The organism is Sphingomonas oryzagri (assembly GCF_029906645.1).
In the GTDB taxonomy this organism is placed as follows: domain Bacteria; phylum Pseudomonadota; class Alphaproteobacteria; order Sphingomonadales; family Sphingomonadaceae; genus Solisphingomonas; species Solisphingomonas oryzagri.
This window is the reverse complement of sequence record NZ_JARYGZ010000001.1, coordinates 2414084-2435370: the sequence shown is the minus strand read 5'-3', so window position 1 is coordinate 2435370 and position 21287 is coordinate 2414084. Positions and strand designations below refer to the sequence as shown.

Sequence of the window (21287 nt, the reverse complement as noted above, 5' to 3'; positions counted from 1 at the left end):
GCAGGGGAACCCAATCGGAAGCGAACCCCCAACGGATATTTACGAGCCGTGCCAACGGGCCGCTCGATTTTTCGGAGGCGTCATTCATATGTCGCACCCCAGGGCCCTGGCGACGGTGAAGATGTCCTTGTCGCCGCGGCCGGAAAGATTCATCAGAATGATCTGATCCTCGTCCATCTCCCGCGCCTTTGGCACGATGCCCGCGATGGCATGGGCGCATTCGAGCGCCGGGATGATGCCCTCGACACGGCAGCAGAGCTGGAACGCGTCCATCGCTTGCGCGTCGGTCACGCCCTCATACGTCACCCGGCCGATCTCGTGCAGCCAGCTATGTTCAGGGCCGATGCCGGGATAATCGAGCCCCGCCGAGATCGAGTGCGCCTCGGTGATCTGGCCGTCCTCGTCCTGCAGCAGATAGGTACGGTTGCCGTGGAGGATGCCGGGCTGGCCGCCATTGAGGCTGGCGGCATGCTTGTCGGTGTCCATGCCATGCCCCGCCGCCTCGATGCCGAGCATCGCGACGCCCTCCTCGTCGAGGAAGGTGTGGAACAGGCCGATCGCGTTCGATCCGCCGCCGACCGCCGCGACCAGCAGATCGGGCAGGCGGCCTTCCGCCTCCAATATCTGGGACTTGGCCTCGATCCCGATCACCGACTGGAAATCGCGGACCAGCTCCGGATAGGGGTGCGGGCCGGCTGCGGTGCCGATGATGTAGAAGGTGTCGTGCACGTTCGCGACCCAGTCGCGCAGCGCCTCGTTCATCGCATCCTTGAGCGTCTGCGCGCCCGAGGTGACCGGTCGCACTTCGGCGCCGAGCAGCTTCATGCGGAACACGTTCGGCTGCTGGCGGGCGACGTCCACTGCGCCCATGAAGATCGTGCAGGGCAGGCCGAAGCGCGCCGCGACCGTGGCGGTGGCGACGCCGTGCTGGCCCGCGCCGGTCTCGGCGATGATCCGCGTCTTGCCCATGCGCATCGCGAGCAGGATCTGGCCGATGCAATTGTTGATCTTGTGCGCGCCGGTGTGGTTCAGGTCCTCGCGCTTGAAGTAGATTTTCGGCCCCTTGCCGGCCGGTGCATCCTTGCGCAGTGCCTTGGTCAGCCCCTCGGCGTAATAAAGCGGCGAGGGGCGGCCGACAAAATGCTTGAGCAGGCCGGACAATTCCGCCTGAAAGCCGTCATCCACCTGCGCCGCGCGATATTCGCGCTCGAGGTCGAGGATCAGTGGCATCAGCGTTTCAGCGACGTAGCGGCCGCCGAAATCGCCGAAATGCCCGGCGGCGTCGGGCTGCGCGCGGAGGGAGTTTGCGAGGGTCATCGGAGTAGCAGCTTGTCTGCTCATGAGCCGGACGCAATATGCACGAATGGGCAGTTGGACCAGCCCGCCAAGCAAGCGGCCTGCCTGATCGGGTTCGGCCGTCTCAACGCGCGATCAGGGACCCATCCCACGCGAAGCATTGACCACTGGCGCTTTGATCGAGACGATCGAGCGTCGCCGTGAGACATTCTGCGGAATAAGCAGCCGTGAAGAGCTTGTGCGGCGGTACGCCGCGCTGGAACGGCTTGCTGAGTTTGGTGTCCACCGTCCCCGGATGCAAAGCGACGCAGATGGCCTGCGGTCTGGATCTCGCGAGTTCGATCGCAGCGCACTTCACGATCATGTTGAGCGCCGTCTTCGACGCGCGATAACCATACCAGCCGCCCAAGCGGTTGTCGGATATGCTTCCGACGCGTGCCGAAAGAAGCGCGATCGTAACCCTGCGATCCTTCGCCGTCATCGGCGCGAAATGCTTGAGCACCAGCGCCGGGCCGATCGTGTTCGTCGCGAATATCCGGGTCAATTGCTCGGCGTTGAGATCGCCAAGTGACCGTTCGGGCTTCATGCCCGGACCATGCAGCAATCCGGATGCTACGATCAGGCACCCGATCTCGGGACCGATCACGCTCGCCGCCCGCGCGATGCTCTCTTCGTCGTCGAGATCGATATATCCGGCTTCCGCGCCTTCGATTTCTATCTGCCGCCGCGCCAGGGCATGAACATGATCGAAACGATCGGACTCGACCAGGCAGCGCACGAGCGCCCGACCAATGCCGCCACTCGCGCCGATCACGACGGCTTGGCCGCTCAAAAGCCCGCCTCAATCGCCAGCCTGATGATATCGGCGGTGGTACGCAGCCCAAGCGCCTGCAGGACAGCGGCGCGGTGCATCTTCACCGTTCGCTCGCTCAGGCCCAGATCATGCGCGATCTGCTTGTTGAGCTTGCCGGCCGCGAGATGGACGACGACTTCGCGCTGTCGAGGCGTGAGCCGTTCGATGCGGCCGACGGCGTCACGTTGCCTCGCGTCGGTCGAGGTGTTGGTATCGGCGGGCATCTCGACCTGCGAGCCGAGGAAATATTCCAGCTCGCCCGAGACGCCGAAGATCGGCGCGACCAGAACCGCGTTGCGAAATCGGCTGCCATCCTTCTTGTAGTTGAGAATCTCGACCATCGTCGGGCGTTGGTCGCGAATACCCGCGCGCAGTCGGTCCGTCAGGGCTTGCTCGGTGTCGGGGCCGGTCAGGAAGCGGCAGTTCCGGCCGATGATCTCGTCGCGGGCGTAACCGGTCAACTCGCTGAAGGCGTCGTTGCATTCGACGATCGGATTGTCCGGAAGCCTGGGATTGCTGATCACCGCAGCAATCGCGCTCGACTGGATCATCGCGGACATACTCATGCGCGTGACGACATAGCGGATTTGCAGTTCTGACGCGAAGTGCCCTTTCGTGCAGCTAGGCGTGGGCGGTCGCGAACGCCAAATGGCTCTGCCTCTCGCTGGAGCATTTTGCGGTCGAGGGGTGATTTGTCTCAACAAAGGGCATCGATGCGATGAACTTCATGTCCCCGGTGCCCAAGGATTCCAAGCCTGCAGTCCCCGCGCAGGTCGAGCACGCGTTCCGCACACTGATCGAATGGGTAGGGGACGATCCCGATCGCGAAGGGCTGACCGAGACGCCGGCTCGAGCAGCCCGGGCGTGGCTCGAATATTGTCGAGGATATCAGGAAGACCCGGGCCGCCATCTCGCGCGAACTTTCGAGGAGGTCGGCGGCTATGACGAAATCGTGCTCCTGCGCGATATCCCGTTCCAGTCGCACTGCGAACATCATCTCGCGCCCATCACCGGAACCGCGTCGATCGCCTATCTCCCGGGCGCTCATGTCGTCGGCATTTCTAAATTGGCGCGCGTTCTGCACGGCTTCGCGCATCGCCTCCAGGTCCAAGAGCGGCTCACCGCACAGATTGTCGATTGCATCTGGGAAGGCCTCGCGCCACGCGGTGTGGCCGTCGTCATTGAGGCGCAGCATGGCTGTATGACAGGGCGCGGAGTGCGGACACCGGGCGTCACGATGACGACCAGCCGGGTGCTTGGTTGCTTTCGAGACGACGCCACCAGCCGCCGCGAAGTCTTCGCCCTCATGGGGCGCTGAGCCGTGGCGCAGGGCGTTGGGACACACGGCCGCATCGCCATCGTCGGAGCTGGCATGGCGGGCCTGTCCTGCGCCGACGGCCTCGTTGCCCAGGGCCACATCGTCAAGCTGTTCGACAAGGCGCGCGGACCGGGTGGCCGGATGTCCACCCGCCGGATCGCAACACCGCTCGGAGAGGCGGGCTTCGATCATGGCGCCCAGTATTTCACGGCTCGCAACGCCGATTTCCGGCTGGTCGTGTCCGACTGGTCGGACCGGGGGTTTGCCTGCAGATGGCCTGTCGCCGGGCCGGACGCATGGATCGGCATACCCGGCATGAGCGCCGTGATCCGCGACATGGCCGATCGCCACGACACCCATTATGGCCGGATGGTCCAGGGTATCGCACGGGCCGATCGCGGCTGGCGTCTCATCGGCGATCATATCGGGCCCGATCCATTCGACATGATCGTCGTGGCGCTTCCCGCCGAGCAGGCCGCAACCCTGCTCGGCCCGATCGACCTCGGCATGGCCCGTCAGGCGCTGATGGCACGCTCCCAGCCGTGCTGGACGGCAATGTTCGCGTTCGACAGCCCGTTGGCGACCGACGCCCTCATCCTGCGTAACCAGGGGTTGATCGGCTGGGCCGCGCGCAACAGCGCGAAGCCGGGCCGAGATGGTCCGGAAGCATGGGTCGTTCAGGCGACCGGTTCCTGGTCGCTCGATCATATGGCGGCCGCGCCCGCCCAGATCGAGGAGATCATGCTGACCGCGCTCGGCCAGGCACTCGGCCTGGACCTGGACAGGCCGATCGCGTCGGCGGTGCATCGCTGGCGCTATGCGATGTCCGCGGGCTCGGACGAGGGCGCGTTGTGGAACCCCGATCTCGGCATCGGCGTGTGTGGCGACTGGCTGCTCGGCCCCCGTGTCGAGTGCGCTTGGCTGTCGGGCAGACAGCTTGCCAAGGCGATGGCGCCGGGCAAGCAGGCCTATCCGTCAGAAATCAGGTGATCAGAGGGCGGCCAGCATGTCCCGAACATCGACACGGGCCTTGAGCCTCGCCGCCAGAAGTGCCGTGCCGCTGATCTTTCGTTGGACAAACAGCAGGTCGGCGGGAGGAACGTGCCAAGCCGCTCGATCCGTCACGACGTCGACGGCCTGATCGCGCAATATGCCGACAAAGCGCCTGTCGCCGAAATCGAATGGCCCGCTGCGATGAAGTTCGCCCAAGGCGATGTCGATCATCGCATCGAAGGATGTGGTGTGGCGGGCAACGGCGGCGGCGCCCAGAAAGCCTGCAGCGATCGCAGCGTTCCGCACGGCCTCGCGGTCGTTTGCCAAGGCGGCATGGATAAGCCGGCGATAGCCTTCGGCCGTGGCGGGATCGATCGGGCGTACCGCGCCGAAGTCGAGCAGGACGAGCCGACCGCTCTCGGGCTGGAATCGATAATTGGCGAAGTTGGGATCGGTCTGCATCAGCCCGAACTCGAAGAGCTCGCGAAGAACCGAGGCGATCAAAGCCCGCATTGCGCCATCGCGCATGGTCTGATCCTGGGTCGCTAATCGTTCGATCGGGATGCCCTCGATGAAGCTCATCGCGAGCACGTTGGCCGTGGTCAGCGACGGCTCGAGCGTCGGCACGATCAGTGAGGGCGTTGTGGATAGGAGCGTCCCGAACCGCTCCATTGTGGCGCCCTCACGGAGATAGTCGGCCTCCTCGTGAAGCTGTCGCTTGGCCTCGGCGAGCAACGGCGCGATGCCGAGATCGGCCGGTACAAGGCTGGACATTCGTAGCAGGGCGGCGACATTGTCGACATCGGCGTCGATGCTGTCGCGGACGCCCGGATACTGGACCTTGATGGCGAGCAACCTGCCATCGTGCGTCGTCGCGCGATGCACCTGACCGATCGATGCGGCTGCGATCGGCCGCTGCTCGAAATCTCGAAAGTGCCCGCGCCAGTCAGTGCCCCATTCCCGATCGAGTACCCGCTGGAGCTGTGCTGGCGGCATCTGGTGGGCGTTCTCGCGCAGGCGGCTCATGATCTCGCCGAGTTCTGTGGGCAGCACGTCGCCGGCATCCATTGAGATCATCTGGCCGAGTTTCATCGCGGCACCGCGCAGGTGCGACAGCCGATCGGCGACACGCGCGACATTGGCCGGCGTCAGCATCATGTCACGGAGTTGCGGCCGCTCGCCATCCGCCAGGCGCCTTGCCGCTTCGGCCATCATGCCGCCGGCCACGCCGCCTGCGATCCGCCCGAACTGGGCAAGGCGGGAGACGCGACCGCGCGGGACCGACCTTGCGCGTCTGCCTTTCGGCTCGTCCGTCACCAGCCTTGGCTTCCCGGCACGCCCTTGAAGGGGCCGGCAAGCCTGCTGGTTATCCAGCCTCCGTAGAAGCCGCCGGGCTGGGGCGTCACGGTTTCGCCATCGACGCTGCAGCGATCGAACGGCCAGGCATAGAAAGCGACATGATCGCGCAGTATCTCAGATTCGGGTGTCGGGTCGGGGTAGCTCCAGCCGATGCCCGCCAGCGCGAGATCGCCGATCACGACGTCCCAATAGACCGCCGACCCTTTCCATTCGCAAAACGATCGCCCGGCACCCTCTCGCAGCACCCCCGGCGCGATATCGCTCCGCGGGATATAATAGCTCGGCGGATGGCTGGTCTCGAGCGTCCGGACGCTGTGTCTGGTTTCGGCAACAATCCTGCCCCGGTGCTCGATCCGGATCAACGCGTCGGACGGACTTGCGATTGCAGGTCGTGGATAGGACCAGACGCTTTCCTGGCCGTCTGCCATAGGGTCGGGGAGCGGCCTCACCATCCCATCTTTCGAACCAAGCGCTGAAGCGACGGTCTGACCCGGAGAAACAGCGAATAGAGCCGCTCGAGCACTGCCAAGACGGCGCCGTGGCGTGCGACCAGCCCCACCGGACGGAGCAGCGGCACAGCTCGCCACATTGCTGCGAACGCTGCGGCGCCCGATAATAATCGGCCCTCCTCACACGCATGGAAGCGCGCGAGCAGTTCATCACGGTTTGCCGGACATGACGAGAGGTGCGATCGCCGCGCGTCGACGAAGCGGATGGCACGGGCCTTATCCAGTCTGCGCATAAACGCGACTTCCTGGACGCAGAGCGGACAATCGCCATCATGCCAGACGGTGAGTACGGTCATGGTGCCACCTTGCCTTGCCAAACGAAGCGCTACATCCTGTCTTATAGGGCAGTCCGGTGCTGCGCCGCTCCGGCTGCCTACACCTATCGATGAATTGGAACCTCGGACAGTTTTCTCCGGTTGAGCGCCCGCAGCATTAAATTTCGGACGAGCGGGACGGATGGCAGATCAAGAGCGAGACGGATTGGGGAGCGCCGACTCCCAGCGTATCGAAGCGGAGGTTCTGGGCCTCGACAGCGGGACGGACCCGTTCGTTGCGGCAGTGCGCGCGACCCGCATGCCGATGATCATCACGAATCCGCGTCTCGACGACAATCCCGTCGTTTTCGCTAACGACTCCTTCTGCAGGCTGACGGGCTACGACCGCGATGAGATCCTGGGACGCAATTGCCGCTTCCTGCAGGGGGATGACACCGATCCAACCGCCGTCCGCGCGATCCATGATGCCGTAGAGACGGTGCGCCCCATCGAGATCGACATCCGCAACCATCGTAAATCGGGCGAGCCGTTCTGGAACCGGCTGCTCCTCGCGCCTGTCTTCGATGAGGCGGGCAAGCTCGCTTACTTCTTCGCGAGCCAAGTCGACGTTACCCTCGAGCGGGAGCGGCTCGAAGGGCTGGAAAGCTCCAACGCTGCCCTCATGGCGGAGATCACCAACCGCCTCCAGCGTCAGCACGAACAGGAGCGTGAACTCGACTTCGCCCTGCGGGCGGGTAGGTTCGGAACCTGGAGCATCAATTTCGAAACGGGGGAACTCACCTCGTCGCCCGCGTGTCGCGCCCTCTTCGGTATCGATCAGGACCAGCCCTTGACGTTTGACGACCGGATTGCCGCGATCCACCCCGACGATCGAGCCGCCAACGTCGAAGCGATCGAGCGGACGCGGCAGCATGGCGCGGATTTCGACCAGACCTACCGGATCGTCACGCCCGCCGGGGACATTCGCTGGCTGACGTCCCGCGGTCAGCCCTTCCTGAACACGGAGGGCAAGCCGCTGCGGCTCGCCGGCGTTTCCTCGGATGTCACCGACCAGCGCCGAGCAGAGCGCATGCGCATGGCGCTGGTCGAACTGAGCGATGTCGTGCGCGATGTGCAGGATCCGGCCAACATTTCCTTCGAAGCGTCGAGAATTCTCGGCGAAGCGCTGGAGGTCAGCCGCGCCGGCTACGGACTGATCGATCCCGTGCGCGAGACGATCACGATCGAGCGGGACTGGAACGCCGAGGGGATTAGCTCGCTCGCAGGCGTGCTCCAGTTCCGGGATTACGGCTCGTATATCGAGAATTTGAAGCACGGCGACGATGTGATCATCCCGGACGCCCGCCTCGATCTCCGCACGAGGGACGGGGCGGAGGCGCTCGAGGCGATCAGCGCCCGGGCGGTCGTCAATATGCCGCTGACCGAGCAGGGCGGGCTCGTGGCCCTGCTGTATCTGAACCATGCGACCGCGCGCGAATGGCCAGACGACGAACTCGCCTTCATCCGCGAAGTGGCCGAACGGACGCGGGTCGCGACGGAACGCCGCCGTGCCGAGATCGAGCTGCATGACCTAGCTGCCTCGCTCGAGCAGCAAGTGGAGGAGCGGACGAGCGAGTTGCTCGCGGCCGAAGAGGCGCTCCGGCAATCTCAGAAGATGGAGGCGGTGGGGCAGCTCACCGGCGGCCTCGCCCATGACTTCAACAACCTGCTCACCGGCATTACCGGCAGCCTGGAAATGATCCAGATGCGTCTGGCGCAGGGACGCGGGGCGGATACCGATCGCTATGTCCAGGCGGCCCAGGGCGCCGCACGGCGGGCGGCGGCATTGACGCATCGTCTGCTCGCTTTCTCGCGGCGGCAGACGCTGGCACCGAAGCCGACCAACGTGATGGATCTGGTCAACGGCATGACTGAGCTCATCGAGCGAACGGCGGGGCCGTCCATCAGGGTGGAGGCCGTGAACGCGGCTGGGTTATGGCCTGTCCTCGTCGATCCGAGCCAGCTGGAAAACGCCCTCCTCAATCTGTGCATCAACGCGCGCGACGCCATGCCGGAGGGTGGGACGATCACGATCGAGACGGGAAACCGCTGGCTCGACAAGCGCGCCGGCGCCGAGCGCGACATGGAGCCCGGCCAATATGTCTCGCTCTGCGTGTCGGACACAGGCACCGGCATGAGCAAGGAAACCATCTCGAAGGCGTTCGACCCCTTCTTCACCACCAAGCCGATCGGAATGGGGACCGGGCTTGGTCTCTCGATGATCTACGGCTTCACCCGACAATCCGGTGGCCAGACCCGGATATATTCCGAACTCGGTCAGGGTTCGATGATCTGTCTCTACCTTCCGCGCCATATCGGCGAGGCGGACTGCGATGCCATGTCAGAGACGGAGCCGACACTGACACCGCAGGCGCGGGACGGCGAGACCGTCCTGGTAATCGACGATGAGCCGACGGTCCGCATGCTCGTGATGGATATCCTGGAGGGTCTCGGCTACGCGGCACTCGAAGCAGGCGATGGCGCGGCCGGACTCAGGATCCTCGAATCCGACACGCGCGTGGACCTGCTCATCACCGACGTCGGGCTTCCCGGAGGCATGAACGGTAGGCAGGTCGCGGATGCGGCGCGTGTGCGCCGGCCCGATCTCAAGATCCTGTTCATCACCGGCTATGCGGAGAATGCGGTGCTGAGCCACGGGCATCTCGCGCCTGGCATGCATGTTCTTACCAAACCCTTCTCGATGGATGCCATGAGCCAGCGGATTACCGACCTTTTGAGCTAGATACTGTGCTTCCGAGCGGGCCCGGCACAGCTCGCGCCGTCGTTGGGAAACCCGAGGTGCGGCACGCTCAATCTGGCTATGGTTGAGCCTTGAGGATGATGATCGTGCCGAATACGCCACAGTCACACAGCATATTGATCTGAATTAGAATCATTCCGGAACTGGCGGGTGTGCCGGGCATTGATAAAATTCCAAGTCAGATCGGCATGCTCATGAAATCGGTCCTCATCGTTGAAGACGAGATCCTCGTCGCCATGGATCTAGAGCGTATCCTGGAGGATGCGGGGTACCGGGTGGCGGCTATCGTAGCCGATCAAAAAGAGGCGATGTCCACGGCCGGCGCCGTGGATATGGCGTTTGTCGATATCAACCTTCGGGATGGAGCTACCGGCCCTGAAATCGCGCGGGATCTCGCCAAGCGCTATGGTGCGCGCATCGTTTATGTGACGGCAAATCCAGCACAGATCGGCGAGCCGGCGGAGAATGCCGTCGGTTGCATCCGCAAGCCGTTCAATGAGGCGGCTATCCTCGCCGCTGCGGCTCTGGCCGATCCCGACCAGCAGGATGCCATCGGGCACGAAGACGTTATTCGGCTCTGATCGCTCGCTGATCGATGCGATACATCGACGTTGAAGGAATGGTCAGGTTGACCACGAGTCCTTCGGTCGCCCAAGCTCGCTCGATCCGCCCGCCCATCTGTCGCGCGACGCTGAGCTCCATCAGCTTCGTGCCGAAGCCTTCCTGCTGAGGCGGTTCCACCGCTGGGCCGCCGCGCTCTGCCCACGACAGGAATGCCGCTTCGCCATCGGGACGGCTGCTGATGACCACGGCTCCGTCATGCGCCGACAATGCGCCGTATTTTGCGGCGTTGGTGGCGAGCTCATGGAACAGCAAGGCGAGCGGGGTTGCCGAACGGTCGTCGATCGGCAGGTCTTCGCCCTCGATCCGGATCCGCTCGCGATAGGGGGCGAGAAGCTCCTCGATCATGCCGTGCAGACTACTCTGGTTCTTCTCGGGACGCGATGCGTCGGAGTGCGGCCGAACGAAATCGTGGGCCCTGCCCAGCGCAATGATGCGGTCACGCAGATCGATGGCAAGCGTCTGCATCTCCGGATGATGGCGGCTCGAGAATGTGATCAAGCCCCCGATGACGGCGAAGATGTTCTTGATGCGATGACTCAGTTCATGCGCGATAACCTCGCGCTGCGCTTGCAGCATTTTCTGGTCGTGGATGTCGGTGCAGGTGCCGAACCAGCGCGTAATTGCACCCCTGTCGTCGCGGATCGGGAGCGCGCGGCCGAGTGTCCAGCGATACTGGCCCTTCGCGTCGCGCAGGCGGTACTCGATCTCGTAGGGATCGCCGGTCTCCAGCGAATGACGCCAGACCGACCAGGCGCGGTCTTGGTCCTCGGGATGGAACATGCCGTTCCAGCCCTCGCCATCGGTCGAGCCTTCCGGGACACCGGTATATTCGTACCAGCGCGCATTATAATAATCGTGGAAGCCATCGGGGCGCGTCGACCAGACCATCTGCGGCATGGTGTCGGCCAGGATCCGGAAACGGGCCTCCTGCTCGTCGCGCTCGCGACCGCTGCGGTCCGTTGATCGGCGCAGCGTGAGCAGCGTCATGATCGTCTGAGCAAGGACCAATAGTCCTTTCTCTTGGACGGGGGTGAGGCCCGCACGCGGCTTCGTGTCGATCACGCAGAGCGCGCCGAGCGGCACCCCTTCTTCGGTTCGCAGTGGGGCGCCTGCGTAGAAGCAGATGTTGGGCTCGCCCAGAACGAGCGGGTTGGACGAGAAGCGGGGATCGAGCCGGGCGTCGGGCACGAGCATGATCGCATCGCCGAGCATGGCATGGGCGCAGAACGAGGCATCGCGGCTTGTCTCGCGCGCATCCAACCCGGTGCGCGCTGGAAACCATTGTCGCTCGCTTTCGACGATGCTGACCAGAGCGATCGGCACCTCACAGAGCGATGCAGCGAAATTCGTGATGGCGGTCAGGCGCGGATCGTCGGTCAGTCCCGACAGGTTGAAGCTTTCCAGGATCGTGCTTCGGGCTAAGCCGTCCGATGCGGAGGGAGCTTCTTCGACATCATGCTGCATGGAATCAGCGCACCTTTCGAGTGAGCGCGGGAATAGCTGCGCGGATCCAGAACGCATGGGAGGGAGGGACGGGGGCAGGACCCCCCAGACCTAGCATATCCGCCCGTCGCGTCTACGCGCGAGGCCGTTCGCCGGTGACGGCCTCGTAAGCACGACGTGCGAGGAAGCGGACGCCCCAGCCCAGCGCAAAAGTCACCACGATGGGCGAAACAGCCCTGATCGCGCCTTCGATCAGATAGCCCTCGAGAGCGCCGCCCAATCCGGAGCCTCCCTCGTCACGATCGATCTCCGCACCGATCAGCATGCCCAGCACGTTGTTCACCATAGCTCCTATCCTCACACGACCGACAGATCGACGGGGCTGACCCCATAATAGCTCGATACGCGATCGGCATAAGCCTGGTTGAAATCGGGCGCATTGTTCGACCAGCTCGGGCCACCCTCGAGCAGCCGGCGGTCGATCGTCACGACATAACCATCGGCGACATGATCGTAAGAGAGAAGCTCGAACGGCAGCGGATAATAGCTTTTCCCGATGCCGAGGAAGCCGCCGAGGCTGAGCACCGCGAAGGTCGAGCCCCCGGTGCGCTTGTTGATCATCAAGCTATATACCGAGCCCAAAGCGTCGCCGTCGCGCGTGGCGACCTTGGTGCCATCGACTTTGTTGGAGGCGAGCAGGAGATTGGTGGGCTCGGCGCCCACCGTCGTGTCGTTGCTATCCGTCATGGTGAGATCCTCGATCGTTTGCTTCCGAACCCTCGCCGCCGTCGCGCGTTCCCTGGAGATCGCTCAGGCGTTCGCGATAGAGGCGTGCGAGATCGGCATGGACCAATCTGGCCGACGCCGATTGCGTGGTCTCGGCGAGCCGTTCCGCGTCCGCCAGACGCTGCGTGTAATAGTCGATGTCCCGTCGTCGCTTGTCCACCAGCCGTTCCCCGTTTGCGCAAAGCGCGGCGGGCCGGAGCCCGCCGCATGTCCGCTCAGTCCCTGTCGCGACCACCGGCGACCAAGGCTCCGACCGTGAAGGCCAGCGCACTGGCGCCCAGCAGGGTGAGCAGCGGCCGGTCGCGAGCGAGATCGCGAGCAAGGTCGAGCCACTCGCCATACGCCCGCTCGGCACCGCCTTCGGCCTGGCGCGCCTTGCCGCGCAGTTCGGTCGACGTGTTTCCGGTCACGGCGCCTGCGGCTTCCTGGGCTCCGCCCGCCAGTTCCTTGATCGCGCCGGTGATACGATGTGCGTCCATGATGATGCTCCTTGGAGTTAGAGGGGTTCAGAGGGTTTCGCCACGCCGGGTCGCTAACTGACCGGCCGCAGCGGCGGCGATGCCACCCAGCAGCAGGACGAGGAACGCCGTGAACGAGGTTCCCGCGGCGATGCTGGCACCATGGCTGGTGGCGGACTTCGCGGTCGCGATCGTGTCATGCTTGGCGGCGAGGAAACGCTGTTTCGCCTGCTCGACGCGCATCAGCGCGACGTCGTGACTGACCTTGTCCTGCGCCGCGATGATATCCGCGATGCGGTTTTCGGCGTCGCGACCATCGTCACCGCCGCGTGCGAGCGCCGGCATCTCGGCGATGATCGCCTTGCGGCTTTCCTCGCGCGTCATCGACGCGGGATCGGCGGGCGCCGGCTTGATCAGGGCGGAGACCTGATCGTTCACATCGCCCTGGTCGATCCCTGCCGCCTGCGCGACGGTCGGCGCCACAGCACCGACGCTGCTCCCCGCGGCCCCGGCGAGACCGCCGAGCGCGCTGAACGCACCGCCAACGATGCCGCCGATCGCGGACGTCAGCAGATAGACGGTGAGCAGCACGGTGACGCCCCAGATGGCCACGCCGTGAACGGCGCCGTCGAAGGGCCGCGTAATGCCGGCGGTGCAGACGGACGCATAGGCTCCTGCGGCAAGTGCTAGGATGGTGCCGAGACCCCACCAGATCAGGCCGCCGAGGCCCAGGCCGCCGGCGCTCGCGCTATCTCCCGCAGCGGGGTCGATCATGCTGAGGCCGATGCCCGCACCCAGCAGCGCGAACATGAGTTCGATGGCGAGCGCGATGGCTACACCTGCGAAGATGGCACCCCACGTCATACGGGGCGCGACGAAGGGAAGCCGCGCGTCGAGCGCGGCGTCGGTATAGGTCGGCATGGAGCCTCCTGTTGAATGGGAACGGTGGACGGCGGCTCAGGGCCGCCGTCCGGGGAGCGGCGCTACGTGGCCGCCTTGATTACCCGCCGCTCGGCGGTCGGCTGTCAGTGAACCGGCTTCGCCGCCTTGGTGACGGCGTGGCCGGCCGACGACATATCCTTGCCGGCGCCGGATACGGTGTTGCAGGCGACCAGCCCGAGCATCGCGGCCACGACGGCCGCCGACTTGATCCTTGTCATCGTGCGTTTCCTTGCCTGGCGACCGCAATTACTTCTTGAAGCTGTCCTTGACCGTGTCGGTCGCCTTGCCGACAGCGGCCTGCGCCTTGCCCGCCGCCTTCTCGGCAGCGCCTTCGGCCTGGGTCGACTTGTCGCCGGTGATTTTGCCGATCGCTTCCTTGATCGAACCCTTCACCTGCTTGACCTCGCCCTTGATGCGGTTCTCGTCCATGTCATCCTCCTTGATGATCGAAGCGGCGTGCCGATCGGGCGTGCCGCGATGACAGGGAGATGCGCCCGATCGAGCGCGTCCAAAAGAGCAGCCCGCACCAAATCATATGGTAGTGCAGGACTAGTCGATCGATTGCGATCAGCGAATAGGACGGGCGAGAGGAAAGCCGCGCTCGCGCGCCCACAATACCGCCTGGGCGCGGCGGTTCACCCCGATCTTGGCGTAGACGCGGGCGATGTGGTTACGCAGCGTGTTTCGCGAGACGCCCATCTCCTTGGCGATCGTGGCGTCGTCGGCACCTTCGCACAACAGGCTCAACGCCTCCTTTTCCCGGCGGGTCAGCTCCTGTACCTCGACGGGTGCCGTAGCCCCGCTCGGTGCGCGCAGATTGGCGAGCTTCTCAACAACCGTCCGGCTGAACCAGTTGGTATCCTTCATCACCGTCTCGATCGCGGTGATCAGCTCAAGCTCGCCATGCCGACGCTCGTGAATGTCCTGGATCACCCAAAGGATGCAGCTGTCGCGCTTGAGCGTGATGACGGCGGCCGAGACCAGGCAATCGACGAAGCCGCCATCCTTGGTCCGCGCGCGCGCGTCCTTGCCCCGAAAGCCGCTTTGCTCGGAAAGCTGCACTTCCGCCTCTGCCAGAAAACCGGGCGTGTCCCACAGCTTGAGCTCGGCCATGCTCCTGCCCATCACCTCGTCGCCCGACCAGCCGGTCAACTGGTGGAAGGCGTCGTTGATGTCGCACAGCGTCTGGCCGTCCCGCGTTGTGATCGCCATCCCCACAGGCGCCAGGCGGAAGGCGGCCATGAACCGCTCCTCGCTGTGGCGCAGCTCGTTTTCCGCCTGTCGCCGCGGCTCGAGATCGGCGAAGGAGAAGAGCATGCAGGGCTCGTCGTTGAGCTCGATGGGCTGGCCTGCGACGATCACCAGCTTGCGGCCGCCATCGGGCAGCGAGAGATCGGCCTGCATCTGCCGGATGGTCAAGCCCTCGCGCAGACGCTCCTTGGCGGTTTCCAGATCCGCCGCGTCCTGAAGGACGTCGATATCATAGAGGCTCCGGCCGAGCACCTCGTCGCGGGTATAACCGGTCAGATCGAGGAAGCCCTGGTTGACCTTCACATACCGATGGTCGGACAGGCGCAGGATCAACGCTGGGGCCGGGTTGACGTTGAACGTCTGCTCGAACCTCTCCTCCGCTTCGAACCGCAGCGAAACGTCCTGCATGATCAGAACCAGGAGATCCGGCACTCCCTTTTCGTCGGCGATGATGAGGCTGCGGATCTGATGGATCCAGCGGGGTTCTTCGTCGCCGGCCGGAATGACCTCGACGACCACCTCGCTGAACGCTTCGCCGGCGATGATGCGGTCGAACGGGTAGTCGCCTTTCTCGAGGCGATGGTTGTTGCGGTATCGCAGCTGGAAACGCTGCCGATACGCATCGACGGTGTCGCCAAGATCAGCGAGTTCCTCTGCACCGTGCATACGCAGCGCGGCATCGTTCGCCCACAAAATGGTCTGGTCGGCGCCGACGAGAATCACGCCCTCGGCAAGACCGGATATGATCTGGCGAAGTCGGCCAAGATCGACGGATTGGGTTTGAATGAGAGTCATGCCTTCGTGGTCGAAAGCGAAGCGGAATGACACCAGGCCTCTTCCAACGAGCGAAGGGTGGCACCCGACGATCGATCGCAGTCGCGCATGATTATGTTTCGATACGCCGGCACAATTGTGGCCTCGGTGCTAAATGTACAGGGGAGCATACTCACCATGAGTATGCTCCCCAACTACGAGACATGAGCCACTCGAAATGTGAGAACTCACTTTTTGACGGGCTGTGCATGATTTTGCTGCCGAGCAGCAACCTTTGCACGATGATGGCCGACCGCGCAGCCGATGGCCGCGCCTGCAACGGCATGGCCTTTTCCCACGAAATGTCCGCCGACGCCTCCGACGGCCGCGCCCTTGATGCAACCGGCGGCATAAGCCGGCGATGACAGTACGGCCACGCCGATCAGAACCGACATGCGAAAACTCTTGCTCATGATGATCTCTCCGATGATATCGGCGCGCCTTACTTCGCCTTATCCGCTGTGGTCGTGACGGCGTGTCCAGCGGACGACACGTCCTTTCCAGCTCCCGCAACCGTGTTGCAGGCGGCGGTCAACATCAGAGCGGCGAGCGCCGCGGCAACAGTGATTTTCTGCATTTTTTTCCTCTCGAAATCAACCCTGTGAGTGCGATAACGCCTTGATCCAGGATAGGACGCGTCAGACCTGAAATATTTCGGTGCCCACGAACTGGCTGGCCGTGGTCCAGCAGACGGGGCGAGGGCAGAGCGACATCATGACGATGCTTCGGGGTCCCTGGTAACGAGCTTCCAACCGAGTGCTGCGGTCACGATCAGGCCGAGGATTACCCAGGTCAGGTTGCCGAGCAGGTCGGCGATCGCCTCGACCTTGTCGCTGAACTGCCGACCCAAAGTGACGTAGATCAGGACCCAGAGCAGCTCGCCGGCGATATCGAGGATCAGAAAGCGCGGCCAGCTGAATACGGTCAGCCCGCTGGTGATATTGATCCAGGGGCCGAGCGGGCCGACGAGCCAGCGACTGAGAAAGATGCCCGGGCCCCCCCATTTGCGGGAGAAGGCTTCGGCCTTTTCGATCCGCTCGCCCCCGGCGAACTTCGCCGCAAGAGGACGGCCGCCCCATCGCCCCAACGCGTAGCCTATCTGGTCGCCGGCGACCGCGCCTGCCGTTGCGGTCGCGACGACCGGCCAGTAATCGAGATCGCCCTGTGCCACGAACGATCCGACCGCGATCAGGAGCAGCGAATCCGGAAACGGCGCACCGGCGGATGTCACCGCAATGATCAGGAAAAGTGCGGGAAGGCCGTACCTAGTCAGCAGGCCGATGAGCTCGGCGTTCACGGCGCTGCCTTGTGCGGAGGAGGGGGTGGTGGTGGCGGATAAGGTGGTCGAGCGTGGATGATGGCGTTCTGCAGGACCGCGCGCAGTTCAGCAACGCTGCGTCCTTGGTTGCGGGCGATGACGGCGAGCGGGCGATTGTCAGGAGGTGGCCCCGGCGGCAGCCCGATCGCCATCAGCAAGACGTGTGGCGGGACGTGATAGGAATGCGCGATGAAGCCGGCAGTCATCCAGCCTTCGATCCGCTCGTCCTTATGCTCGTTCCAATAGATGGCATCGCTGACCACGCGCACGAGATGGAAGGACGTGAACCCCAGCGCGAGCAGAAAGGCACCGATCAGTAGCCATCGCCCGGTCCGACGCGCCGCCCGACCCATCAGACGCCTGCGGCGGGGGCGATGCCCCTCACGGCGCGTCGCAGCATAGTCATGTCAATCTCCCGTCAACCAATGAGCAAACGCATTCCGAGCGCTGCAACAAGCGCCGGGATCATTGTTACGATGCCGACCTTGAGGAACCGAAGGAAGCCGACGTCCTCGCCCTCCCGCCGGATCGCCTGGAGCCATAAAATGGTGGCGAGCGAGCCGGTAATCGAAAGATTGGGTCCAAGATCGACGCCGATCAGAAGTCCGTCGACGATCAGCCGGGGTGGGTGCGCCTGGACGACCGCCATGCTCGCGACCAGACCCGCGGGCAGGTTGTTCATGAGGTTGGATGTGACGGCCAGGATCGAGCCCGCGATGGCCGCGCCCTTCGCTGGCTCCGATGAAGCAGCCTGCAGAGCGGAGGCGACCTGGCGGATCACGCCGGTGCGATCGAGCGCTTCGACCAATACGAACAGCCCGGCCACCAGCGGCAGCACGCTCCATGAAACCGACTTAGCAAGCGTGACTGGCGACCGTTTCGTGATCGCGCAAACGCCGAGCGTCGTTGCACAGCCTGCGATGCAGGTCGGCAGGCCGAGTGGCAGATCGAAGGCGGACGTGGCAATCAGGAGGAGGGCGGTCGCCGCGATCCCCGCAAGGGCCGCCTTACCGCCCATCGAGAGCGGTTCGCGCGCGACGTCGCACGCGCATGGTCCGGACAGCCGCTTCTGCTCCACCCAGCGCAGCATCAGGAACGTCACCGCGATCGCCGCGATCGACGGCAGAGCGAATGACCCGAACCAGGCGCCGAGCGGCGGCATCCTGCCGCCGTAAAGGACGAGGTTGGCGGGGTTGGAGATGGGCAGCACGAAGCTCGCCGCGTTGGCGATCAGCGCGCACGCGAACAGCATCGGCAGCGGCTCGGCCTCGGCCTTTTTTGCGGCGGCATAGACGGCGGGCGTCAACACCACAGCGGTGGCGTCATTGGACAGGAAGGTGGTGGTGACGATGCCGGTTGCATAGACGAGCGCGAATAGCCGTGATGTCGAGCCGCCGGCGTGATTGGCCGCGGTCGCCGCCACCCAGTCGAACAGCCCCTGCTCGCGGGCCGTCTCGGCAAGCAGCATCATGCCGATCAGGAACAGGTAGACATCGCTCCCCTTGGCGACCGCTCCCAGTGCCGCCGTGGGCGGCATCAGGCCGAAAAGGAGCAGCAGGGCCGCGCCAAGCACCGCCCAGACAGCTTCCGGCCAGCGGAGGGGGCGCGCGATCACACCGGCTGTCGAGGCCGCGCAGATTCCCCAGGTCGCGATCGTAGCCAGCATTACCAGTCGCGGCCGTTCTTGTTCGGACCCAGTTGCGTGCCCTCGATTCCTGCGACGGGCCATGCACCGATCGCATGGCAATCATGGCCCGGCGCCACGGGAAGATCGCGCTTGGGCACAGCCTCGACGTCTCTGACCAGTATCTCGATCTGATCGCTCGCATCGCCGCAAAGGACTTCGATGCGGTGCAGCCCCGGCTCATCGATACGCCGCTTCGCGCTCCATAGCCCGTCGATCAGCCACATTTCCTCTTCATCGGATCCGTCGATCCGAACGAACACCGGGCCGGGACGCTCGGTACCGAACAGCTTGGCTGAGATCGTGATCTCGCCCGGTCGAGGCACTTGCCGTGGATCGGACGGGCGAGTCATCAGCCGGATGTCGCAGGGCGACACGATCTGGACGTGCGGCCAGGGCCCATCCAATTCGCGAAAGCGCCAGCTGGGGTTCCGATCGTGAACGCAAACGATCGAAAAGCCGGGCTTGCCATTCCCCTCTTCGATTTGCCCGGTCGAGCGCGTCGCCCCGTAGATCACCCTACCGTCGTTGAGCAGCTCGCTGTAGTGCGTGTGGCCCGTGTCGACGAAGCCGACGCCCGCATCACCCAGGGCTTGCGCAATCGCGGTACCGTCCGCAGCGAGGTCGCCGGGATATGCGTGCATGAAGACGAGGGCCGTCTGATCTTCGGCCTCGGCACGGGCCAGCTCTCTGAGCAGGCGATTGCGATGATGTCTCGTTACCCGAAAGTCCGGGCCACCGGCGCCCGCCGAGACGATGTCGAGGAAAATGCAACGGTGGCCCGCGATCACCTCGCTCTCCGGACGGTTGGCGATCGGGATCGCGGCCTCGAAGTTGGCGAGGTCACCGGGTTCGAAGTCATGATCGCCTGCAATCGCACGCCAGGGTAGAAGCAAGGGATCGAGCGCCTCGACGATCATCCGATATTGCTCGGGGGTGGCATGATTGGCGTTATCGCCTGGCAGAAACACGAAATCCGCAGAGTCGCCGACGCATGAATTGACCTCGGCGACGATCCTGTCGAGGCGCTCGCGACTGAGCCAGCCGTCCGCCTCCTCCATATGGAGGTCACCGATATGGACCCAACAAATCGACGACGTCATGCGCCCTGGCCCACTTCGGTTACTCTATTGGTGCCGGAGCATGCCGGGCGGAGCGTGCCGGCGAAGCCGAGCCAGAGCGCCACGCTGGCCAGTGCGAAGCTGCCAAGCACGTAGAATGCGATATGATAGCCGAGCATCTGCGCCAGCCAGCCGCCGATCGCCGGGCTAAGTGAAGCGCCCACGCCCTGGACCGTCATCACCGCACCCTGGCCGACATTGACCCGACCGGTCCCATTGAGCAGGCAGGCGACCAGACCCGGGACTGCGACGCTTTGCAGGCCAGCACCAATGCCATCGAGCGCTTGAACGGGCCAGACGCCCCAATGCTCGATGAATGTGCCGGCGAGAAATCCGCGTAGCGGAAGCACCGCGAACGAGATCAATATCACTAGCCAATAGCCTTTGCCGGCAGCGACCCGCATGGCGAAGAGCGAAGCGATGATCATGACGGCCTGCGCGACCACGACGGTCTGCGCCACGAACAGGGATGCATTGCCCTTGCCGGCGCCGACGACGGCGAGCCCATAGAGCGGCAGCATCGCGCCATTGCCGAGATGGAAACATGCGAGCGACGCCGCCAATATGAGCATCGGCTTGTTGCGCAGCAAAGTCTTGAAGCCCTCGGCTTTCTCGTCTTCGACGGAATCCTCCCCCGCCTTGCCTTCGAGCCCGCGCGCGGCGCGATGATCGATGGCCTTTTCGGGAATCATCAGCACCGAGACGATCGCGAGGATGCCGAAGGCGGCCGCGAGGTAGAAGATCGCCGGCATGCCGAACTTCCAGCCGAGCCAGCCCGAAAGGCCTGCGCCGATCATGTTGCCGGCGTGGTTCCAGGCCTGATTGCGCCCGTTCTGGGCGTTGAAACCCTTCTGTCGGACGACGCCCAGCGTCATTCCGGCAACCGCCGGCCCGATGGCCGCGCCGGCGATCGCGGTCGCAACCTGGCTGATCGTCACGACGAGGCCGGACTGGGAAAATAGAATGAGGAAGGAGGCGACCACTGTGCAGATGCCGGTGACGATGACGACCAGCCGCTTCTTGGCCGTGTGATCGATGAACGCGCCCGCCGGAGCGGTCACGATCATGCCGGCGACGCCGCCAGCGGTCATCACCGTACCGATCGGCCCCGACGTCCAGCCGCGCTGCTGCAGGAAGACGCCGAGAAACGGGCCGATCCCGGCCTGCATGTCGGCCATGAAAAAATTGAGCGCCTGGAGAGCCGTTTTCGCCCGATTTCGACCGTCAGACCGACCGGATCGCTCGGAAGCCATCGCACGCGTCGCCATTCTTCACTCCCGAGGTTCGCGGCTTAACATTTCAGAGTTGAAAAGCGGTCCGACGGCCGCGTGAAAAATCGGCCATGTTTGATGGTGTCCGTCAGACGGGGCGGCCGCCGCATGGTCCGACCATGCCGCGTTCTGCCTGATTATCGTTGCGTCGGCGTCGTCGGCGGCGGCGGTGG

At 64.3% G+C, this 21287-nt stretch carries 26 protein-coding genes and 1 pseudogene; 4 read left to right on the top strand and 23 right to left on the bottom strand.

Annotated features, from left to right (window positions below):
* Window positions 1-84: 84 nt before the first annotated feature.
* The 3 genes from trpB to QGN17_RS11690 all read right to left on the bottom strand — a co-directional run bounded on the left by trpB (window position 85) and on the right by QGN17_RS11690 (window position 2715).
* Window positions 85-1317: a tryptophan synthase subunit beta gene (gene trpB, locus QGN17_RS11700; RefSeq protein WP_281044663.1), complete on the bottom strand. Its 1233-nt coding sequence runs from the start codon at window positions 1315-1317 to the stop codon at window positions 85-87.
* A 103-nt stretch (window positions 1318-1420) separates the two neighbouring features.
* The gene (locus tag QGN17_RS11695) at window positions 1421-2128 is read right to left on the bottom strand and encodes an SDR family NAD(P)-dependent oxidoreductase (protein WP_281044662.1); all 708 of its coding nucleotides are present in this window, start codon (window positions 2126-2128) and stop codon (window positions 1421-1423) included.
* Window positions 2125-2715, bottom strand: coding sequence for a PAS domain-containing protein (locus QGN17_RS11690; protein WP_281044661.1), 591 nt, complete (start codon window positions 2713-2715; stop codon window positions 2125-2127). Before QGN17_RS11690 ends, QGN17_RS11695 begins: the two co-directional genes overlap by 4 nt.
* Window positions 2716-2867: 152 nt before the next feature.
* On the opposite strand from QGN17_RS11690, the gene folE reads away from it, so the two are divergent.
* Window positions 2868-3467 carry a GTP cyclohydrolase I FolE gene (folE, locus tag QGN17_RS11685; RefSeq protein WP_390902662.1) on the top strand — a complete coding sequence of 200 codons (600 nt, stop codon included), beginning with the start codon at window positions 2868-2870 and terminating at the stop codon, window positions 3465-3467.
* Window positions 3468-3470: 3 nt separating this feature from the next.
* Window positions 3471-4457: an NAD(P)/FAD-dependent oxidoreductase gene (locus tag QGN17_RS11680; protein ID WP_281044660.1), complete on the top strand. Its 987-nt coding sequence runs from the start codon at window positions 3471-3473 to the stop codon at window positions 4455-4457.
* On the opposite strand, the gene QGN17_RS11675 is transcribed toward QGN17_RS11680, so the two are convergent.
* The 3 genes from QGN17_RS11675 to QGN17_RS11665 are packed head-to-tail and all read right to left on the bottom strand — an operon-like array spanning window position 4458 to window position 6624.
* On the bottom strand, window positions 4458-5780 hold the full coding sequence (locus tag QGN17_RS11675; RefSeq protein ID WP_390902694.1) for an ABC1 kinase family protein: 1323 nt from the start codon (window positions 5778-5780) through the stop codon (window positions 4458-4460).
* Complete coding sequence (locus QGN17_RS11670; RefSeq protein WP_281044658.1) at window positions 5774-6271, bottom strand: DUF427 domain-containing protein; 498 nt, start codon at window positions 6269-6271, stop codon at window positions 5774-5776. Before QGN17_RS11670 ends, QGN17_RS11675 begins: the two co-directional genes overlap by 7 nt.
* Window positions 6265-6624: a DUF393 domain-containing protein gene (locus QGN17_RS11665; RefSeq protein ID WP_281044657.1), complete on the bottom strand. Its 360-nt coding sequence runs from the start codon at window positions 6622-6624 to the stop codon at window positions 6265-6267. Before QGN17_RS11665 ends, QGN17_RS11670 begins: the two co-directional genes overlap by 7 nt.
* 160 nt (window positions 6625-6784) lie before the next feature.
* Between QGN17_RS11665 and QGN17_RS11660 the strand changes: the two genes are divergently transcribed.
* Both QGN17_RS11660 and QGN17_RS11655 read left to right on the top strand, forming a co-directional pair.
* Window positions 6785-9385, top strand: a complete 2601-nt coding sequence (locus tag QGN17_RS11660) for a PAS domain-containing protein (protein WP_281044656.1) — start codon at window positions 6785-6787, stop codon at window positions 9383-9385.
* A gap of 170 nt (window positions 9386-9555) precedes the next feature.
* Window positions 9556-9984, top strand: a complete 429-nt coding sequence (locus QGN17_RS11655) for a response regulator (protein WP_390902661.1) — start codon at window positions 9556-9558, stop codon at window positions 9982-9984.
* On the opposite strand, the gene QGN17_RS11650 is transcribed toward QGN17_RS11655, so the two are convergent.
* The 17 genes and pseudogenes from QGN17_RS11650 to QGN17_RS11570 all read right to left on the bottom strand — a co-directional run bounded on the left by QGN17_RS11650 (window position 9971) and on the right by QGN17_RS11570 (window position 21096).
* Window positions 9971-11491: a PAS domain-containing protein gene (locus QGN17_RS11650; protein ID WP_281044655.1), complete on the bottom strand. Its 1521-nt coding sequence runs from the start codon at window positions 11489-11491 to the stop codon at window positions 9971-9973. The genes QGN17_RS11655 and QGN17_RS11650 overlap by 14 nt on opposite strands.
* 112 nt (window positions 11492-11603) lie before the next feature.
* Window positions 11604-11813, bottom strand: coding sequence for a hypothetical protein (locus QGN17_RS11645; protein ID WP_281044654.1), 210 nt, complete (start codon window positions 11811-11813; stop codon window positions 11604-11606).
* A 14-nt stretch (window positions 11814-11827) separates the two neighbouring features.
* Window positions 11828-12217: a PRC-barrel domain-containing protein gene (locus QGN17_RS11640; protein WP_281044653.1), complete on the bottom strand. Its 390-nt coding sequence runs from the start codon at window positions 12215-12217 to the stop codon at window positions 11828-11830.
* Window positions 12207-12416, bottom strand: a complete 210-nt coding sequence (locus QGN17_RS11635) for a hypothetical protein (protein ID WP_281044652.1) — start codon at window positions 12414-12416, stop codon at window positions 12207-12209. Before QGN17_RS11635 ends, QGN17_RS11640 begins: the two co-directional genes overlap by 11 nt.
* 55 nt (window positions 12417-12471) lie before the next feature.
* Window positions 12472-12735, bottom strand: a complete 264-nt coding sequence (locus tag QGN17_RS11630) for a CsbD family protein (RefSeq protein WP_281044651.1) — start codon at window positions 12733-12735, stop codon at window positions 12472-12474.
* 27 nt (window positions 12736-12762) lie between these two features.
* The gene (locus tag QGN17_RS11625; RefSeq protein WP_281044650.1) at window positions 12763-13635 is read right to left on the bottom strand and encodes a hypothetical protein; all 873 of its coding nucleotides are present in this window, start codon (window positions 13633-13635) and stop codon (window positions 12763-12765) included.
* Window positions 13636-13739: 104 nt separating this feature from the next.
* Window positions 13740-13874, bottom strand: coding sequence for an entericidin A/B family lipoprotein (locus QGN17_RS11620; protein ID WP_281044649.1), 135 nt, complete (start codon window positions 13872-13874; stop codon window positions 13740-13742).
* Window positions 13875-13902: 28 nt separating this feature from the next.
* Window positions 13903-14085 (bottom strand): CsbD family protein, encoded by a 183-nt coding sequence (locus QGN17_RS11615; protein ID WP_281044648.1) that lies wholly within the window; start codon window positions 14083-14085, stop codon window positions 13903-13905.
* Between the two features lie 138 nt (window positions 14086-14223).
* The gene (locus QGN17_RS11610; protein ID WP_281045207.1) at window positions 14224-15240 is read right to left on the bottom strand and encodes a PAS domain S-box protein; all 1017 of its coding nucleotides are present in this window, start codon (window positions 15238-15240) and stop codon (window positions 14224-14226) included.
* A gap of 120 nt (window positions 15241-15360) precedes the next feature.
* Window positions 15361-15702: pseudogene (locus QGN17_RS11605) on the bottom strand (PAS domain-containing protein); the annotation flags it as partial.
* Between the two features lie 206 nt (window positions 15703-15908).
* Window positions 15909-16133 (bottom strand): hypothetical protein, encoded by a 225-nt coding sequence (locus QGN17_RS11600; RefSeq protein ID WP_281044647.1) that lies wholly within the window; start codon window positions 16131-16133, stop codon window positions 15909-15911.
* Between the two features lie 29 nt (window positions 16134-16162).
* Window positions 16163-16258, bottom strand: a complete 96-nt coding sequence (locus QGN17_RS11595; protein WP_313790161.1) for an entericidin A/B family lipoprotein — start codon at window positions 16256-16258, stop codon at window positions 16163-16165.
* Window positions 16259-16432: 174 nt separating this feature from the next.
* The gene (locus tag QGN17_RS11590; RefSeq protein ID WP_281044645.1) at window positions 16433-17017 is read right to left on the bottom strand and encodes a DedA family protein; all 585 of its coding nucleotides are present in this window, start codon (window positions 17015-17017) and stop codon (window positions 16433-16435) included.
* Window positions 17014-17391 (bottom strand): hypothetical protein, encoded by a 378-nt coding sequence (locus QGN17_RS11585; protein WP_281044644.1) that lies wholly within the window; start codon window positions 17389-17391, stop codon window positions 17014-17016. The genes QGN17_RS11590 and QGN17_RS11585 overlap by 4 nt, the downstream gene beginning before the upstream one ends.
* 65 nt (window positions 17392-17456) lie before the next feature.
* Entirely contained in the window at window positions 17457-18704 is a 1248-nt protein-coding gene (locus QGN17_RS11580) for an arsenic transporter (RefSeq protein WP_281045206.1), read from the bottom strand.
* Window positions 18704-19783 carry a metallophosphoesterase family protein gene (locus tag QGN17_RS11575; RefSeq protein ID WP_390902660.1) on the bottom strand — a complete coding sequence of 360 codons (1080 nt, stop codon included), beginning with the start codon at window positions 19781-19783 and terminating at the stop codon, window positions 18704-18706. The genes QGN17_RS11580 and QGN17_RS11575 overlap by 1 nt, the downstream gene beginning before the upstream one ends.
* Window positions 19784-19821: 38 nt before the next feature.
* Window positions 19822-21096 (bottom strand): MFS transporter, encoded by a 1275-nt coding sequence (locus tag QGN17_RS11570; RefSeq protein ID WP_281045205.1) that lies wholly within the window; start codon window positions 21094-21096, stop codon window positions 19822-19824.
* Window positions 21097-21287: the final 191 nt, after the last annotated feature.

Bases quoted from the DNA above. Each gene is read 5' to 3' on its own strand.
- trpB (WP_281044663.1), bottom strand. From the start codon at position 1,317: ATGACCCTCGCAAACTCCCTCCGCGCGCAGCCCGACGCCGCCGGGCAT.
- QGN17_RS11600 (WP_281044647.1), bottom strand. From the start codon at position 16,133: ATGAGCAAGAGTTTTCGCATGTCGGTTCTGATCGGCGTGGCCGTACTG.
- QGN17_RS11585 (WP_281044644.1), bottom strand. From the start codon at position 17,391: ATGGGTCGGGCGGCGCGTCGGACCGGGCGATGGCTACTGATCGGTGCC.
- QGN17_RS11640 (WP_281044653.1), bottom strand. From the start codon at position 12,217: ATGACGGATAGCAACGACACGACGGTGGGCGCCGAGCCCACCAATCTC.
- folE (WP_390902662.1), top strand. From the start codon at position 2,868: ATGAACTTCATGTCCCCGGTGCCCAAGGATTCCAAGCCTGCAGTCCCC.
- QGN17_RS11650 (WP_281044655.1), bottom strand. From the start codon at position 11,491: ATGCAGCATGATGTCGAAGAAGCTCCCTCCGCATCGGACGGCTTAGCC.
- QGN17_RS11665 (WP_281044657.1), bottom strand. From the start codon at position 6,624: ATGACCGTACTCACCGTCTGGCATGATGGCGATTGTCCGCTCTGCGTC.
- QGN17_RS11575 (WP_390902660.1), bottom strand. From the start codon at position 19,783: ATGGAGGAGGCGGACGGCTGGCTCAGTCGCGAGCGCCTCGACAGGATC.
- QGN17_RS11580 (WP_281045206.1), bottom strand. From the start codon at position 18,704: ATGCTGGCTACGATCGCGACCTGGGGAATCTGCGCGGCCTCGACAGCC.
- QGN17_RS11570 (WP_281045205.1), bottom strand. From the start codon at position 21,096: ATGGCTTCCGAGCGATCCGGTCGGTCTGACGGTCGAAATCGGGCGAAA.
- QGN17_RS11625 (WP_281044650.1), bottom strand. From the start codon at position 13,635: ATGCCGACCTATACCGACGCCGCGCTCGACGCGCGGCTTCCCTTCGTC.
- QGN17_RS11595 (WP_313790161.1), bottom strand. From the start codon at position 16,258: ATGTTGACCGCCGCCTGCAACACGGTTGCGGGAGCTGGAAAGGACGTG.
- QGN17_RS11670 (WP_281044658.1), bottom strand. From the start codon at position 6,271: ATGGTGAGGCCGCTCCCCGACCCTATGGCAGACGGCCAGGAAAGCGTC.
- QGN17_RS11660 (WP_281044656.1), top strand. From the start codon at position 6,785: ATGGCAGATCAAGAGCGAGACGGATTGGGGAGCGCCGACTCCCAGCGT.
- QGN17_RS11630 (WP_281044651.1), bottom strand. From the start codon at position 12,735: ATGGACGCACATCGTATCACCGGCGCGATCAAGGAACTGGCGGGCGGA.
- QGN17_RS11615 (WP_281044648.1), bottom strand. From the start codon at position 14,085: ATGGACGAGAACCGCATCAAGGGCGAGGTCAAGCAGGTGAAGGGTTCG.
- QGN17_RS11690 (WP_281044661.1), bottom strand. From the start codon at position 2,715: ATGAGTATGTCCGCGATGATCCAGTCGAGCGCGATTGCTGCGGTGATC.
- QGN17_RS11620 (WP_281044649.1), bottom strand. From the start codon at position 13,874: ATGACAAGGATCAAGTCGGCGGCCGTCGTGGCCGCGATGCTCGGGCTG.